Annotated in this window: 14 protein-coding genes; 5 read left to right on the forward strand and 9 right to left on the reverse strand. The window is 36.7% G+C overall.

Annotated features, from left to right (window positions below; all coding sequences use genetic code 11):
• Positions 1-674: 674 nt before the first annotated feature.
• Positions 675-1,874, reverse strand: a complete 1,200-nt coding sequence (hemW, locus tag ACFIL3_RS01640; RefSeq protein WP_375638155.1) for a radical SAM family heme chaperone HemW — start codon at positions 1,872-1,874, stop codon at positions 675-677.
• Entirely contained in the window at positions 1,871-2,518 is a 648-nt protein-coding gene (gene rdgB / locus ACFIL3_RS01645) for an RdgB/HAM1 family non-canonical purine NTP pyrophosphatase (protein ID WP_375606138.1), read from the reverse strand. The genes hemW and rdgB overlap by 4 nt, the downstream gene beginning before the upstream one ends.
• Positions 2,519-2,882: 364 nt before the next feature.
• Here rdgB and hrcA point away from each other — a divergent pair, with 364 nt between their 5' ends.
• Both hrcA and grpE read left to right on the forward strand, forming a co-directional pair.
• On the forward strand, positions 2,883-3,953 hold the full coding sequence (gene hrcA / locus ACFIL3_RS01650) for a heat-inducible transcriptional repressor HrcA (protein ID WP_273790224.1): 1,071 nt from the start codon (positions 2,883-2,885) through the stop codon (positions 3,951-3,953).
• 124 nt (positions 3,954-4,077) lie between these two features.
• The gene (grpE, locus tag ACFIL3_RS01655) at positions 4,078-4,740 is read left to right on the forward strand and encodes a nucleotide exchange factor GrpE (protein WP_375611384.1); all 663 of its coding nucleotides are present in this window, start codon (positions 4,078-4,080) and stop codon (positions 4,738-4,740) included.
• A gap of 106 nt (positions 4,741-4,846) precedes the next feature.
• Here grpE and thpR read toward each other — a convergent pair whose 3' ends face one another.
• The 6 genes from thpR to ACFIL3_RS01685 all read right to left on the reverse strand — a co-directional run bounded on the left by thpR (position 4,847) and on the right by ACFIL3_RS01685 (position 9,893).
• Complete coding sequence (gene thpR / locus ACFIL3_RS01660) at positions 4,847-5,386, reverse strand: RNA 2',3'-cyclic phosphodiesterase (protein ID WP_375611385.1); 540 nt, start codon at positions 5,384-5,386, stop codon at positions 4,847-4,849.
• A gap of 626 nt (positions 5,387-6,012) precedes the next feature.
• On the reverse strand, positions 6,013-6,306 hold the full coding sequence (locus tag ACFIL3_RS01665) for an HPr family phosphocarrier protein (protein ID WP_012754483.1): 294 nt from the start codon (positions 6,304-6,306) through the stop codon (positions 6,013-6,015).
• 17 nt (positions 6,307-6,323) lie between these two features.
• Positions 6,324-6,722, reverse strand: coding sequence for a PTS sugar transporter subunit IIA (locus ACFIL3_RS01670; RefSeq protein WP_375611386.1), 399 nt, complete (start codon positions 6,720-6,722; stop codon positions 6,324-6,326).
• Between the two features lie 136 nt (positions 6,723-6,858).
• Positions 6,859-7,323 (reverse strand): HPr kinase/phosphatase C-terminal domain-containing protein, encoded by a 465-nt coding sequence (locus ACFIL3_RS01675; protein ID WP_375612806.1) that lies wholly within the window; start codon positions 7,321-7,323, stop codon positions 6,859-6,861.
• 23 nt (positions 7,324-7,346) lie between these two features.
• The gene (locus ACFIL3_RS01680; RefSeq protein WP_375611388.1) at positions 7,347-9,131 is read right to left on the reverse strand and encodes a stimulus-sensing domain-containing protein; all 1,785 of its coding nucleotides are present in this window, start codon (positions 9,129-9,131) and stop codon (positions 7,347-7,349) included.
• 39 nt (positions 9,132-9,170) lie between these two features.
• Positions 9,171-9,893, reverse strand: coding sequence for a response regulator transcription factor (locus tag ACFIL3_RS01685; protein WP_005774392.1), 723 nt, complete (start codon positions 9,891-9,893; stop codon positions 9,171-9,173).
• Positions 9,894-10,279: 386 nt separating this feature from the next.
• On the opposite strand from ACFIL3_RS01685, the gene lysM reads away from it, so the two are divergent.
• The gene (gene lysM / locus ACFIL3_RS01690; RefSeq protein WP_375611389.1) at positions 10,280-10,735 is read left to right on the forward strand and encodes a peptidoglycan-binding protein LysM; all 456 of its coding nucleotides are present in this window, start codon (positions 10,280-10,282) and stop codon (positions 10,733-10,735) included.
• 110 nt (positions 10,736-10,845) lie between these two features.
• Here the strand turns inward: lysM and ACFIL3_RS01695 are convergent, their stop codons facing one another.
• Positions 10,846-11,400, reverse strand: coding sequence for a copper chaperone PCu(A)C (locus tag ACFIL3_RS01695; protein WP_375611390.1), 555 nt, complete (start codon positions 11,398-11,400; stop codon positions 10,846-10,848).
• Positions 11,401-12,359: 959 nt separating this feature from the next.
• Here ACFIL3_RS01695 and dnaK point away from each other — a divergent pair.
• Both dnaK and dnaJ read left to right on the forward strand, forming a co-directional pair.
• The gene (gene dnaK / locus ACFIL3_RS01700; protein WP_273790233.1) at positions 12,360-14,252 is read left to right on the forward strand and encodes a molecular chaperone DnaK; all 1,893 of its coding nucleotides are present in this window, start codon (positions 12,360-12,362) and stop codon (positions 14,250-14,252) included.
• A gap of 158 nt (positions 14,253-14,410) precedes the next feature.
• A complete protein-coding gene (dnaJ, locus tag ACFIL3_RS01705; protein ID WP_375611466.1) occupies positions 14,411-15,553 on the forward strand; it encodes a molecular chaperone DnaJ in 1,143 nt (380 codons plus the stop codon).
• Positions 15,554-17,284 lie beyond the last annotated feature (1,731 nt).

Genomic DNA, 17,284 nt, shown 5'->3' on the forward strand with positions numbered 1-17,284 from the left:
GATAACAGCTTTTACATGCCAGAATAGGATAAAAGCATTGTGTATATCTATTTTTTATAATCTCTGAAACAGACATACAAACATAACCTCATTGAGGGAAAATATAAAAGGTATAAAGGTGAAAATCAGCGTGCTTTTTTTACTTTCTTTTTTATTCGGCTTTACGGTTTTCAAAAGTAACTAGAGTAATATCTTTTTAAATAATCAGAGACTGATGCATGGCTTCATGCTTATTTCTCTGGTTCTTTAAATGGTGCCACGATTTCATAAAGAACAATACATTATCGTATTATGCATTCACATACTTGTTTTAAAGAAATTTTCTCAATGTTTGTCACATTTGTGCTACTACGGTGCTTATGAATGTTGTAATATAAAATCTATAATGCCTCCCCATCTTTATGTTTATGAAAAATAAAGTTAGAGCACCATACACTTTCTAGCTCAAAATATTGCAATAGCTTTTAGCACTTAAGAGTGTTCATAAGAGGCCTTTTTACTCCTTTTTTATAGTTTTTATCCACATGCTTCTCCCTTTTTAAGGTGTAAGCAAATGGCGGTAACTAGCTTGCTATAAATAGTTTTGAAATGAGAGAATCTCACGATATTCTAATCTCACCTTTGCTGTGAAAAATGATAATTATGATTAAAATAAGTATGTTGTTATAAAAACTTTAGTTTGCGAGTTGGCTGATGATGTGATCAAGAACAATACGTCCTTTGGTTGTTGCTTTTAAGCGTTGGTTATCCACCATTTCTATCAATTCTTGGTGTTGTAAATCGATCAGTTTTTCCATTGGAATGCGTTTAGGGCTTAAGGTTTCATAGCGTATAAGTTCTAAGCCTTCGCAAAGGCGTAATCCCATAAGGAGCATTTCATTTGCCTGTTGTTCAGTGGTTAAATGTTCCGTTTCAATACAGCCATGTCCTGTTGTTTCTACCAAATTAAGCCACTGTTCGGGATGCTTTTCATTTATTGTGACATAACGTTCGCGGTTTTCAAGGTGTGATGACAATGTTTTTGAACAGAAAGAGGAATGATTCGGTGTATGCTCAATGAAACGTCCATGTGCTCCTGGACCAAAGCCTGCATATTGGTGATAACGCCAATAAAGAAGATTGTGTGCTGATTCGGCACCGGGCATTGCATGGTTTGAGATTTCATAGGCAGGAAGTCCATGTAGTGCCGTTATTTCTTGAGTAAGATGATACAGATCTGCTGCTAGCTCTGATGGGGGAAGGATAAGTCTTCCTGCATCATGAAGCCGTTTAAAGGCGGTTCCTTCTTCGATCGTCAATTGATAAAGAGAAAGATGGTCCGCTGCTAAATCAATTGCTTGTACAAGTTCAGATTTCCATTGTTCAAGGGTTTGTTCGGGGCGGGCATAAATGAGATCAAAAGATAAACGTGGAAAAATTTGCCGTGCTAAAGTAATAGCGCAAAGAGCTTGTTCCACATTATGGAGTCGGCCAAGTTTGCGCAATACTTTATCATTGAGCGCTTGTATCCCTAGAGATAAGCGATTAACACCTGCCGCACGGTATCCACGAAAGCGCTCTGCTTCCACACTGGATGGATTAGCTTCTAATGTAATTTCAACTTTATCATCGACTACCCATTTTTTTGCAAGTGCTTGCAATAGGGCATCGACAGTTTGCGGCTCCATAAGAGAAGGGGTTCCTCCACCAATAAAAATACTTGTAATATGGCGTGGGCCTATTTTGTGGTATTGCGTTTCTATTTCGCGCTTAAAGGCGGTGACAAAACGTGGTTGATCAACACCATGGATGCGAACATGCGAATTAAAGTCACAATAAGGACATTTAGCTGCACAAAAGGGCCAATGAATGTAAATGCCAAAAGGTTCATTCATGAGAATGCTAAAAGGTTTTCTGCCAAAAGTTTGAAAGCACGTGCGCGATGTGAAAGAGGGGGAATATCATTACATTTCCAGTTGTGTTTTTGCTCTGTTGACATTTCTCCAAAGGTATTTTCATATCCATCGGGTAAAAAAATAGGATCAAAACCAAAGCCTTTGTCTCCCCGTGGAGGCCAAATGAACGTTCCTTCAACGCATCCGCGGAAGTAATCTGCATGAGCATCAGGCCATGCAATGCAAATGACGGATATAAAACGGCATTTCCGTTGGTTTTTTTCTCGTGCTCCGACTTTTTGGAGTTCATTTTCTATTTTTTTCATAGCTTTTGGAAAATTACGTGTACCATCGGCTTGAATTGCCCAATCAGCGGTATAAACGCCTGGCGCACCCTCCAATGCATCTACCTCTAAGCCTGAATCATCAGAGAGGGCAGGAAGTCCTGTCTTTTTTGCTGCTGAAAAAGCTTTAATATAAGCATTTTCTTCAAATGTTTTTCCTGTTTCTTTTGGTTCTGGCAAGCCCAGTTCTTTTGCCGATTGTATTATTAAACCGAAAGGCGTAATTAAAGTAGTGATTTCATGCAATTTTCCGGTGTTATGTGTAGCAATGACAAGTTTTTTATCTGCTATGCTTCTCATATAGATTTCTCCAAAAATGAAAGGGGAATTATTTTTGTGCTAAAAACGGTTTAAATGCTCATACACACACATTCTGCTTGCTCTAAAGGGTGAAATTTTCTATTTACAGCGGTTTTTAATCAAGCTAGATTCTCTTGACAAGTCCCTACAGCAGACCACTTTACAGATCAATTCTTAATCTTAAATATTTCTCACACACTCTAACAAAAATATTTCCTGCGTAATTTATCAAGCATCACTCTGAAAGGTAGCATTTTACAGCTCAATAGGATAATATGTTTTTATACTACTTTAGACTATTTGACCAAACCTTGGCAAAACTTATATAAGAGATGAGGATTTTAAAAGTAGTGAAACAATTGTGATGAAGCACAAAACTATTGATAATGAACTAAAATATCTTGATGAACGTTCGCGTGATATTTTTCGCCATATTGTTGAAGCTTATCTTAATGATGGTGAACCTGTAGGATCACGTAATCTTTCGCGGCTTTTACAACAGACATTATCGCCTGCGACGATTCGCAATGTGATGAGTGATCTTGAACACCTCGGTTTGATTTATGCACCACATGTTTCTGCGGGTCGAATGCCAACACAATCAGGTTTACGCTTTTTTGTTGATGCATTTATGGAAGCGGGTGATTTGCCAAACGAAGAGCGAGAAAATATTGAAATGCAAGTCAAAGAGGCTGGTCATGCACAATCGGTTGAACATTTTCTTGTTCAAGCAAGCCGAGTTCTTTCAGATCTTTCACGTGGGGCAGGGCTTGTTTTAGCAACAAAACAAGAAGGAACATTGAAACATATTGAATTTGTGCGCCTTGATAGGGAGCACGCTCTTGCCGTTTTGGTGACTCAACAAGGTGAAGTTGAAAATCGTATTGTTCATTTACCAGAAGGGGTTACCCATGCACAATTGACGGAAGCAACGAATTTTCTCAATGCCCATATTCAAGGGCGTACATTGAGTGAAGCTAAAGGGGAAATTGCCCGCTTATGCGCAGAAACAAGGGCCGCACTTGATGATTTATCACATCATCTTGTTGAAACGGGATTAGCTCTTTGGGGAGGAGAAGATGCTGATCATAAAATACACCTCATTGTTCGCGGGCGTAGCAATTTACTTGAAGATGTGAAAGCAGAAGAAGATTTAGAACGGTTACGCCATTTGTTTGATGATCTTGAAACGCGCGAGAGTATGGCACAGCTTCTCGATTTAACGGATGAAGGTTCTGGGGTTAGAATTTTTATTGGTTCAGAAAATAAGTTATTTTCACTTTCTGGTTCTTCTTTAGTTGTAGCACCTTATCGAGATTCACAACAAAGAGTCATTGGTGCTTTAGGTGTTATTGGTCCTACACGGCTTAATTATGCAAGGATTGTGCCCATGGTTGATTATACAGCTCAACTTGTGTCACAGTTATTGCGTTAAAACGATGCAAGTAAGTATTTGTACTATAAAAGCTCATTGTATTATATACATCGCTACCCCTTGATTTTTGTCTGTAGAATTTCGATATCGAGAATAACGAATCTTATGAAGGAATAAAATTTTTATGTCTGATGAAAAAAACAAATTTACTGACGCTTCATTTGAAAATTGTGATTTAAAAAATCCAGCTGATCGTAATACACTTAAACAGGCAGCCGATGAATTTTTAAAAACACATAAAACAGAGGAACACGAAGTCGTTGAAACAGAAAGCAATGAGGTTAGTGATCTTTTAGCGTCTTTGCAGGATGAAAATAAAGAACTGAAAGATCAGCTTTTACGTCTTGTTGCAGATATGGAAAATCTTCGACGCCGTACTATGCGAGATGTGGCGGATGCAAGAGCTTATTCCATTGCTAATTTTGCACGGGATATGTTATCGGTTTCTGACAATCTCAATCGTGCTTTGGAAGCTATTCCAGAAGGTGCACGGGAGAGTGATGCTGGTTTGAAATCATTGGCAGAAGGCGTTGAAATGACTGAACGTGCCATGATGGCAGCATTAGAACGTCATGGGGTGCAAAAAATTCATCCAGAGGGGCAAAAATTTGATCCTCACTTTCATCAAGCGATGTTTGAAATTCCCAATGCTGATGTTCCAGATAATACTGTTCAACAAGTGGTTCAGGCAGGTTATATTATCGGGGAAAGGGTACTACGTCCAGCTATAGTGGGTGTAGCTAAAGGAGGAGCAAAAGAAGCTTCTGTTGAAGCTGATTCGGCTTAAAACACATCAATAATAAATCTCCAACATAAAATGCAGTATTCCCTGCAATTACACATATATGAAGTCTTTTCTTAAAGGGTTTTTAAAGGGTGTTATAAACACCCTTTTATCTTTGAAGCGCCCAACTTCCTTTTACAATATAGGGAGCCTTATTTAAGGGAGAGGCCGATAACAATAAAACAAAATGATCAACTTCAAAAGGAGGGACAAAAAAATCATCTTGAAAAGATAGATAAGAAGAAAGATCTTTAAGATTAATATCAAATATTCGTGCAAGAGTGATATGCGGAATAAACAGTCTTTCATCAGGCTTTAACTCTAATTTATTCCGAATATATTGCATCTTTTCATGTAAAAGAGTAAGCTTTTCACAAGGTTCAATGCGAACCACAAGAGAATGAGGAGCATTTTCTGAACCAAAAACTTCAAAACCTTTTATCTGTAGCGTAAAAGAAGGAAGTTCTATAGTGTTAAAGGTATGCATAATTTCATCTGCTAAGGAGCTTTCAACTTCGCCAAAAAAAGATAAGGTGACATGAAAATTTTGCGGGTTGATCCATTGCGCTTTTGGTAAGCCATTTTGCAATGATACGAGGGCTTTTGTTGTTTGTTGAGGAATCTGAAGAGCACTAAATAGACGACCCATGATATTATCTCCTTATAATGAAAGATGCTATCCCAAGCGCAATATAGATAATAAGGGCGGGGCACGTACCACAGAAAACAAGGCAATAGTATAGAAAAAGAATGTCTAAAAAATGCTTACTATAATTATGGTCGTACAAAGCTTATTCGTTTTAAGAAAATGGTTATGATATTGATAAGAATTGCGTTTTCAGGATCTGTATCACAATGATGTGCAATGGAAGATTACTTGTGTATTATAAAGGCTACAAAGTTAGCAGAAAATAAGAAAAGTTGATAGATTTTTGATGTGCGAAATTATTTTGACATTTATCTTTAGCCTAAAATAAAGCATACTTTAATACAAGGTGAAGAGTTCTCTTTTCTGTAAAAATTTAATTATATGATTAAGTCGGGGAATAGCCATAATACGCAAAACTATTCAAATTGGTCAAATAATGTTAGGAAAGGAAGAAAAAAATCGAGCATAACAAAATTACTATAAGCTTTTACATTTATGATCATTATGCCAATCTATAATGGATATGAATATTGGTATAAAAGCGGGAAGAGAAATTAAAATTCAAAATAATGATCGAAAGTTCCTATTTTCTAAGAATTATCATCTTTGTTTATGATGAAAAAGCACTAGTTTTCCTCTCCAAAGTTGTTATTGATGAGCTTTTCAAGAGCATTAAGAGCATCTGTTGCTTCTGGTCCTGAAACACGAATGGTGAGGTTGCAACCGGATGAAGCCGCTAGCATCATAAGTCCCATAATTGATGATCCGCCAACAATTTTCCCGTCCTTTTCAACTTCAACAGTAACATTAAAATTGTCAACAGTTTGTACAAATTTTGCAGAAGCACGTGCATGCAACCCACGTTTATTACAGATATTGAAATGACGACTTATACATGGGAGGGTATCTTTGGAAAACATTGGTATTTTATTATCCGCTATAAAATCATACTTGGTACATTAATATATTTACGCCCTGCTTCTTGTGCTATTCTTAACGCGTCTGATAATGAAATATCAGGACATTTGCGAATAGAAATTAGTTTAATAAGCATGGGCAAATTAACACCCGCAATCATTTCAACGCGTCCTTTTTCAATAGCAGGAATAGCTATATTTGATGGTGTTCCACCGAACACATCTGTTAATATGATGACGCCATGATCCGTATCTGTATCGGTTACTGCGGCTATAATATCACCTCGGCGCTGATCTATATCGTCATCGGGATAAACGCATATTGTTGCGAACTTTTCTTGTACTCCAACAACATGTTCCACGGCATGTAAAAATTCGACAGCCAGCTCACCGTGCGTTACAAGCACGAGTCCAATCATTTACGCAAACTCCTGTTAACTAATAAGACCCAACCATAGTTGGTGGGAAAGACATTGTACAAGGCTTTATCTTGCTGCCAAGAAAAATTTGCAAAAAAAAGGCAAAAATTGTGATTTTTTTATCTTTAGAAAAAAATTAGACAGATTTTTGCCATATTTTTCTAAACAAAAATGCTTCAATAGCTTGACAAATGGCTGTACAATCGGCTTCACGAAGAGAGGGAAGTTTTAAAAGAGGAATGTGCAAATTTTCAAATTGAAAAGTTTTATTTGTGGAAAAACGTTCATATTCCGGACCGAGAAAAATAACACAATCGATAGTTGTGTGCTTTTTGAATTCTATCATATAAAGACCAACGCCACGAATCTCGATGCCGCCCTCTAAATTATCGGGAGTGTATCCGTGAAGCTTTCCATTTTCCGCACGCAACATTGTATAATCATCACTGATAAGCTTCGCTTCACGTTTTGACCACTCAGCGCGGTCAAGCAAAGAAAGGGTGATGGTTGATTTTCCTGATCCCGATGGACCTATAATTAACAGCCCCTTGCCGCCCAGTTGAAGGCAATTTGCGTGGAGTATTTCACATTTTGTTTTCATGCCTTTTACTTTGGATAAAAGATTTATTTAGCAAGCGGAAGCATAATAGTAAAACGTGCACCAGTTTTACACTTCCCAAGTGTAGGATCGATAATATTTTCGGCTGTAATTGTCCCATTATGAGCCTCGATGATTTGCCGACTAATAGAAAGGCCAAGTCCAGAGTTTTGTCCAAAAGCATCTTCATTTGGTCGATCTGTATAAAAACGTTCAAAAATGCGTTCAATATTTTCTGAACGAATACCTGGGCCATTATCTTCAATGGTTAAAATAAGGGTTGAAGCATGACTTTTCATAGTAATGCAAATTTTGCCACGATTCCGAGGAATAAAAGAACGCGCATTTTCAAGAAGATTTGAAATCACTTGTCCTAAACGAAGTTCATGTCCCAATACAAGATAAGCTTTTCCATGAGGACGTGGGACAATATTAAGGCTTATATCAATAGTTTGCGTATTACGATACACTTCCTGAACAGCATGAACAAGACTTTCCAAAAGCGGTGTCATATCAACAATCTCTGCGGTTTCTCGTGCAAGCTCTGCATCGAGTCGCGATGCATCAGAAATATCTGTAATCAACCGATCAAGGCGGCGCACATCATGTTGAATAATTTCCAGCAATTTTTCTTGTGCTTCTTCATTTTTAGCCAGAGGGAGCGTTTCAACAGCACTGCGTAGAGAGGTGAGAGGATTTTTTAATTCGTGGCTTACATCAGCAGCAAAGCGTTCAATGGCTTCAATACGCATATAAAGGGCATTGGTCATATCACGAATAGAAGTTGAAAGGTGACCAATTTCATCTTCACGCATTGAAAAATCAGGAATTTCTACACGCTGATTATTACCATTACGCACTCGATTAGCCGAGGCAGATAATTTACTTAATGGATGGGCAATCGTATGGGCCAAAAAGAGAGAAAGAACCAAAAGTACGCTACCTACAACGGCAAAAACTTTAAAGATAACCAGTCTTTCGCCTTTTACAATGTTATCAATATCGGAACCAGTGGTTGAAAGAAGAAGAGCTCCAACCACTGCGCGATAGCGTTGAACAGGAACGGCAACAGAAACAATTAATTGCCCTTGTCTGTTGCGTCTTTTAGCCGTAGCAAGAGATCCGTTTAATGCGCGGTACACTTCTGGATAAGCAATACCACTGGTTTTTGTTTGTTCTCTGTCAAGAGCAATACCTTTGCCATAAAATGCGCTTGAATACCATGAAGTAAGGCGATCCCACATGTTTTGTTCTGTTTTAAGTGGGGGTAAATCATAACTAAAAACTTCTCCACTAGAATAAAGAACGCGCGAATCAAGAAGGAGAGTAGCATCACGATCATAGATACGTGCTCTTGTCGTTTTAGGTGTAATAAGACGCCGTAAAAGAGGGGCAACTTGCTCAGGGTTAATAGGAAAATCCCAAGAATCGGTTGATTGAGGAGCGGGTGTAACGCTTTCACCAGTCTGTAACTCTAAGAGTTTTTGAGGGTCAATGAGGATAGAATTTGTATCTACTGTTGCAGAAGCAGCAATAGCCCCAGCAATAATTTTTCCTTGGGTACATAAACTTTTGATTTTTGCTTCAATTAAACCATCGCGAAATTGGTTAAGGTATAAAATGCCTGTAACTAAAACGGCAAGAGCAGCAATGTTTAATATAACAATGCGACGTGTGAGGCTGGAAAAAAGCAATTGTCTAAAGAGACGTTGTGTTCGAAGATGCAAACGAGCGAACATAAGAAATGGCGTTGAGGATGTACCATTAACGGTTGTTTTTTGTAAAGTTTCCAGTTGAGAATTGTCTGTCATCGATTTGATTGCCATTCAAATTTTTGCGACAAAGTAGTTTTATACCTCGTGGAAACGATAACCTACACCATAAAGTGTTTCAATCATTGCAAAATCATCATCCACTTGTTTAAACTTTTTACGCAGACGTTTAATGTGACTATCAATGGTGCGATCATCTACGTAGACTTGATCACTATAAGCAGCATCCATTAAAGCATCACGACTTTTTACAACTCCTGGTCTTTGTGCTAAGGTTTGCAGAATCAAAAATTCCGTAACGGTTAAAATAACAGGTTTATCTTTCCATGTACAGGTGTGGCGTTCTTGATCCATCACAAGATCTCCGCGTTTGAGAGAAGAGGTGGAAGAAGTTCCTGTAGAAAGCGGTTGGTTACGTGCATTAGAACGGCGTAAAATAGCTTTCACGCGTTCAATAAGAAGACGTTGGGAGAAAGGTTTAGTAATAAAATCATCAGCTCCCATTTTGAGACCAAATAATTCATCAATTTCATCATCTTTAGAGGTAAGAAAAATAACTGGAAGATCAGATTTTTGACGCAAACGACGCAAAAGTTCCATCCCATCCATTCGGGGCATTTTAATATCAAAAATAGCTAAGTGTGGAGGGTGAAGTGTGAGACCCTTGAGTGCAGATGCTCCATCTGTATAGCTTTCAACCCGATATCCTTCTGTCTCAAGCGCAAAAGATAAAGATGTCAAAATATTGCGATCATCATCAACAAGTACAATCGTTTGCGTGATTGTTGGTGTATCTTTCATGGTTTCTTAGACCTTTCTATTGCTGTGGTAGCAAATTACCCACACTTATTTATATGGGAGTTCATATTTTTTTTGCAAAACAAATATGATACAAATTGTAGCAAAGTAAAAAACCTTTTGTCATTACTGTAAAATCTTGTTTTGCTTTCATAATTTATAATGTTTCTACGTCTATTAAGATCCCTTCATTTGAGAGAAAATTTTCATAAAGGCTTTTTTTATCAAGGTTTATTACAAAGTTTATTATTGTATTTGTCTCATAATTGAACAGATGTAGTTTTGATTGTTGAAGTTTAGAAAATCTGCCTATGTGTTTTAAGAGCAAAGAAAAGAATGTGGCAATATATGCACAAAAATTTGTTTCTGCTACACGAAAGGAGGTCGTAATGGGATTTTTTAATTTTATTAAAACCGTAGGGGAAAAGTTAGGTATTGGGGACCATGAACCAAAAGAAAAGGATTTTAAGAGAGCATTTGATCATTTTCAACTCGGTACAGAAAAAGTCAATATTCAAGTTGAAGACGGGAAAGCTATTTTAAGCGGTGAAGTTCCAGATAGGGAAACACTTGAAAAAGCACTGCTGGTTGTTGGCAATTCACAAGGTATCTCTTCTGTAGATGTTAATCAATTAAAGGTTATAGATACAACGCCTAGAAAAACTTCTCGCTTTTATGAGGTTAAATCTGGTGATAATCTTTGGAAAATTGCTGAAGAGGTTTATGGAAAAGGGCAAGGTAATAAAAACACATTTATTTTTGAAGCCAATAAGCCAATGCTAAAATCTCCCGATAAAATTTATCCTGGACAAGTTTTACGTATTCCTGAAATTGACCATAGTTAATTCATCAAAGGGGATAATTTTTTACTGATGGCATTAAACAAAAAATAAAGAAGCGTAAAAAATTTCACGCTTCTTCATTTTATAAAGTGTGTATTTATAATAAAAGGAGCTTAGTGAACAGGAGAGGATTTAGAAGGTGATGGTACTTTCATAGCGTTTACAGAGAAATCAACATCAATGGTTCCTGCTTTCTCAAATGTTAATTTTGCGCTAATTTTATCACCTAACTTAAATGGTTGTGAAAGCCCCATGAACATAATATGATCACCGCCAGGCTTAAGCGTGATTTCGCCATTTCCCGGAATTTCAATGCCATTGTGCATTTTTTCCATTTTCATAATATCATTAACGACAGCCATAGAGTGTATCTCTGTTGTTTTTACTCCGTTTGTGGAAATAGAAACCAAACGGTCTGGGGTATTACTGTGATTAATAATGTAGAGATAACCGCTACCAACTCTTATACCTCTAGGTGTTTCGCGTGTCCAAGGATTGAGAATTTCTATGTCGCCAAGTTTATATTGCTGAGCACCTGCTGGCAAGGTTATACCAGCAAAGAGAAGAGCACACACGATATTTATGATAACCTTTTTGTATGGATATTGTGTATGTATTATATTCTTAAAGATGAGATTTGTTATTTTTTTAATAATAGATGTCATCATTGATTTACCCTCCTTCATAAGATTCACACTTTGAATATTTTTATTTTAGCAGAGCTTTTATTTAAAATAAAAGAAAGAAATGCTAAAATGAAATTGATTTGAATATAAAAATCATAGAATTCTTGAAATTTAAAAGAAGACAGTAAGATTTACAATGACAACACACCTCTTAACGCTTCCGTGTTCATCTCATAAATAGTATTTGCAAATGGTATAAAATCTATGATGCACTACTATTTTACTTAATGAAGATATAATACAGAACAATCATCAACTACTTTACCAATTTTAATATTATGACAGCTCTTGGCATTTTAAAGCGTTTATACAGAGGTATTTTTATATATTTTCAAAGTTCAAAATTATACAGTTAAGAAAAAACGCTTTAGATGAATTTAAAGCACAGATTTCAAATAGCCGCAAACAATGAGACCGTTAGAAGGAGAATTTTTAAAAGGAGATCGATAGATAATACCTTTACTGATATGAGCATTAGATATGATGACTATTTTAGTCCAAGGAAAATTTATAATATTTGTGATATAAATTATTCGCCTTTTAAAAAGCTTTTACGTGAGTATGATTTTATCAATGATGAGAAGATCAAGAGCGAGAGTGCAATCATTCTTTTATTTTTTAATTTTTATAGAAAGATATATTTTTTGAGAATTGCAAGAAAAATATATTATGCTCTCAAGTCTCTCATAAATATGGTATTTATGGGTCATTAGAGTGCCTATTTTAAAATAAATTTTTTATTTTGGAGATGTTTCTCTCATTATTCTCTTGTAGCAATAAAAGCCTGTTCTTATATACGAGGCAGCAAGGCTTGTTGCGACTTGCAGTTTATTATTATTTATATTGCTTGAAGCAATATACGGGCTTTAGGTGTTATGAGGAGCTATCTTAAAAAGATGCTTTATGAAGGTTGAGGTAGCTTGCTGAATGGAGATTATAATATGGCAAAAGTAATTGGTATTGATTTGGGGACAACGAACTCTTGTGTGGCTGTTATGGATGGCAAAAACGCAAAAGTTATTGAAAACTCAGAAGGAGCGCGAACAACACCTTCCGTTGTTGCCTTTACTGATGGGGGGGAGCGGCTTGTTGGGCAGCCTGCTAAACGGCAGGCGGTGACAAATCCTGAAGGGACAGTTTTTGCAGTTAAACGTTTGATAGGGCGCCGTTTTGATGACCCTATGGTTGAAAAAGATAAAGCGCTTGTTCCTTATAAAATTGTTAAAGGTGACAATGGTGATGCATGGGTTGAAGAGGCGGGAAAGAAATATTCTCCGTCACAAATTTCAGCTATGATTTTGCAAAAGATGAAGGAAACAGCAGAATCTTATCTTGGTGAAAAAGTTGAACAAGCCGTTATTACGGTTCCTGCTTATTTTAATGATGCGCAACGTCAAGCCACGAAAGATGCAGGTAAAATTGCTGGACTTGAAGTTTTACGGATTATTAATGAGCCAACTGCTGCTGCTTTAGCTTATGGTTTGGACAAAAAAGACGGAAAGACAATAGCTGTTTACGACCTTGGTGGTGGTACATTTGATATTTCAGTCCTTGAAATTGGAGATGGCGTTTTTGAAGTTAAATCAACCAATGGGGATACGTTTTTAGGGGGTGAAGACTTTGATATGCGCTTGGTCGGTTATTTTGCAGATGAATTCAAAAAAGAGCAAGGAATTGATCTGAAAAATGATAAACTCGCTTTACAGCGCTTAAAAGAAGCGGCAGAAAAAGCAAAAATTGAGCTTTCTTCGTCACAGCAAACAGAAATCAATTTACCATTTATCACGGCAGATCAATCCGGTCCCAAGCACTTAACAATGAAATTGACTCGGGCAAAATTTGAATCTCTGGTTGATGATTTAGTGCAGCGTACCATCGAGCCTTGTAAAGCTGCGTTGAAAGATGCTGGATTAAAGGCTGGTGAAATTGACGAAGTTGTTTTAGTGGGTGGTATGACACGTATGCCCAAGATTCAGCAAGTTGTGCAGAGCTTTTTTGGCAAGGATCCCCACAAAGGCGTTAATCCTGATGAAGTGGTCGCAATGGGTGCTGCCATCCAAGGAGGTGTATTGCAAGGCGATGTCAAAGATGTATTGTTGCTAGATGTAACACCTTTATCTTTGGGTATTGAAACCTTGGGTGGGGTTTTCACACGCCTTATTGAGCGCAATACCACTATCCCGACGAAAAAATCGCAAGTTTTTTCGACAGCTGATGATAACCAGAGTGCTGTGACGATTCGTGTTTTTCAAGGTGAACGGGAAATGGCAAGTGATAATAAGTTATTGGCTCAATTTGATCTTGTTGGTATTCCTCCAGCCCCACGTGGTATACCTCAAATTGAAGTTACTTTTGATATCGATGCGAATGGTATTGTTAATGTTTCAGCCAAAGATAAGGGAACAGGTAAAGAGCATCAAATTCGTATTCAGGCATCAGGTGGTTTAAGTGATGCTGATATTGAAAAAATGGTAAAGGATGCAGAAGAGCACGCGGCTGAGGATAAAAAACGCCGTGAAGGTGTTGAAGCTAGAAATCAAGCGGAGGCTCTTATTCATTCAACTGAAAAGTCGCTCAATGAATATGGCGATAAAGTATCAGCTGAAGAAAAGGGACAGATTGAAACAGCAATATCTGATTTGAAATCTGCGCTTGAAGGCAGTGATACGGAAGAAGTAACAACAAAGATGCAAAAATTAGCAGAAGTCAGTATGAAGCTTGGACAGGCTATGTACGAAGCCTCACAAGCAGCGAGCGCTGACACTGAAACAGAGGCAAAGAATGATGATGTTGTTGATGCTGATTTTGAAGAAGTTAATGATAAGAAGAAATAGTGTCAGCATATGTGTTGATTAATTGATAAACCCGGCCTTTGAAATATAAGGCTGGGCTTTATTATTTGAGATAAGTTGCAACTTTGTTGCTAAAAATATAAATTAAAAGCAATATTATCCATAAAGATGGATGACAGAAAAATTATCAGGAATACATGATGAAGGTTGACTATTATGAAATTCTTGGCGTGACTCGCGAATGTGATGATAAAAAGTTGAAATCTGCTTTTCGTAAGTTGGCAATGCAATATCATCCTGATCGCAACGCGGGGGATAAAGAGGCAGAGCGAAAATTCAAAGAAATTGGCGAAGCCTATGAAGTTCTTAAAGATCCCCAGAAGCGTGCTGCTTATGATCGATTTGGCCATGCGGCCTTTGAAAATAGCGGTGGTCAAGGGGGAGCAAATCCCTTTGGTGGTTTTGCTGCTGGTGGTGGATTTGCGGATATTTTCGAAGACTTTTTTGGTGAGATTATGGGAGGGACACACCGTAAGCGTGGTGATAGTCGCGAACGTGGCGCAGATTTGAGTTATAATATGGAAGTGACTTTAGAAGAAGCATTTTCAGGAAAAACTGCAGAAATTAATATTCCCAGTTCCGTTACGTGTGATGTTTGTGAAGGATCAGGAGCGAGAAAAGGCTCTAAGCCGCAAGTTTGTGGAACATGTCATGGATCTGGCCGTGTGCGTGCTGCACAGGGGTTCTTTTCTATTGAGCGGACATGTCCTACATGTCATGGACGTGGTGAAACTATTACGGATCCATGCCCCAAATGTCAGGGGACACGGCGTATAGAGAAAAAACGTTCATTAAGCGTAAATGTTCCAGCTGGTATTGAAGATGGAACGCGTATTCGCCTTTCTGGTGAGGGTGATGCTGGTATTCGTGGTGGCCCCAATGGTGATCTTTATATTTTCCTTTCCATTAAACCGCATGAGTTTTTTCAGCGAGAAGGAGCAGATCTTCACTGTCGCGTTCCTATTTCAATGGTAACAGCTGCTTTAGGAGGAGAGTTTGAAGTTTCCGACCTTGATGGTGTTAAAGCACGCGTTAAGATTCCAGAAGGGACACAAAATGGACGTCAATTCCGCCTTAGAGGCAAAGGTATGCCCATGTTGCGCCGTCAGCAAGCAAGGGGTGATCTTTACATCCATATCACGATTGAGACACCGCAGAAATTAACGCAAGAACAACGTGAATTGTTGCAAAAATTTGAGAAACTCTCAAATCATGAAAATTCACCGCAATCACATGGTTTTTTTTCACGTATGAAAGAATTTTTTGAAAATATTTCTGGTTAAAATTATGTGAATGTTCTCAGAATAATTAGAGAGAACTGTGGGAAAGTTATTTTCATTAAGCTTTCTATTGTCTCATTATCTTTGAAAAGCATTTTTTCTTGAAAAGAAAAGAGAGAGACAGCTAATTTAGGATAAACTCCTGCTGCTGATAGTTTTTATATTTCATGAGTTTTATGGATAAGTCTTATTTTTGAGTGTCTATGACATTTTAAAAAGGGCTTATCCATATAAGAACGCAATTGAGTGATTGATAATAAATATTGCCAGTGTCATGATAACTGCCTTTATGCATTCAGTATTTTTGGTGTTTATTTTTCACTCAAAATTTCTTTTTAAAGGCTCTATAATAAAACTATAAAATAGGTAGCGGCTTGCCAAGAAACGCTAAATAAGCTGTTAGGCAATCCATCTTTTTCAAATAAAGTATCAACTTCTTATAACCGATTTTATTTTTGGCATTTTTCATAGTTTTAATCACTGCTTCCTTTAAAATAAGGGTTATTTTGTTCGGAATAGCTTTTACATGCCTCATCTTAGCTTTTAGCAGTAATCATGTCTTTTTAGATGCGGATTTAGTTTTGTATTTCTGATGTCATAAATAGTTCTTCCAGATAATAAAAACGCTATAATCAAGTTTATTTTGTTCCAAAGAAATTGTGGAATGAGATAATGTGTGTTGAATGCTAAAGAAGACATAACAAAACACTTTTTGAGGTATTCGATGTATCTCTCTTGTGGGGAAACAGATTCGATGGAATTCACTTAATTGAATTTATTGGCATAATAAAAAGTTGGTGGGAAGATAGAGGAAGTTACCTTTAAAAAGAAAAAACAAATACAATAAAAAAATAGCACAATATGCTTAGAAAACAGCACGACATATTATTGAAATTGTTAGTGATATGGAAAGAGAAGTATACGAAATGAATCTTTTTTCATAAAATAACATAATTAAAATAATACATTAAAAGAATTAACAATTCTAAAAAACATTGAATAATTCAAGCATGTATTGCTATGCAAAAAGAAAAACTTAATGACAGATCATGAAAATGAGAAATTTTATCAAATCTTACGAAGAGAGTAATCTAAACAATTAAATGCTTTTACGAAGATGCTTTTGAAGAGCTATCACAATATATGGATAATGTTGCAAAGCCTTTTTTCGATTTTACGATATAAAAAGATAAATTATTATTATAAATCAACTTATTATGATTCTCCATAAGGAGCGTTCAGTTGACATTTCCTCATGTTTTATGATTGAGAAAAAGTCAAATTTTTAAAACCAAAGTTATAGTTTATTGAGATAAGCTATAAAGCGGTTGAGTGATTTCTTAATCTTGGGAATATGTTAATTTTATTATTATAAGAAACTTTATTTTTATCTTATAAAATCAATGGTTGTATATATTCCCATTCATTGTTAAGTATCCGTAGGGATAAACTAATGAGTTGAATGTACGGCTTAGCTTCAAAATTTTGCTTTTCAATTTTATATATAAGATCATAAAATAATGACATTTTTTTACGTCTATTTTGTTTAATTTTTCGCTGTCAATTTTTAAAGGAAGTTTTTTGTATTTCATTTTGCTATTCCTTTTTCGTAATTTAGAGGAAAATTGACGGTTTTCAGGGGAGGGGGTGGATAGAGTAAAGTTTGGTTTTATTGTTTTCACTTTTCCTAAATTTCATTAAGAGATGGTAAAAAGTGATGAGGAGGCTCTATTG

Source organism: Bartonella sp. CE47NXGY (assembly GCF_042195415.1).
Taxonomy (GTDB): Bacteria; Pseudomonadota; Alphaproteobacteria; order Rhizobiales; family Rhizobiaceae; genus Bartonella.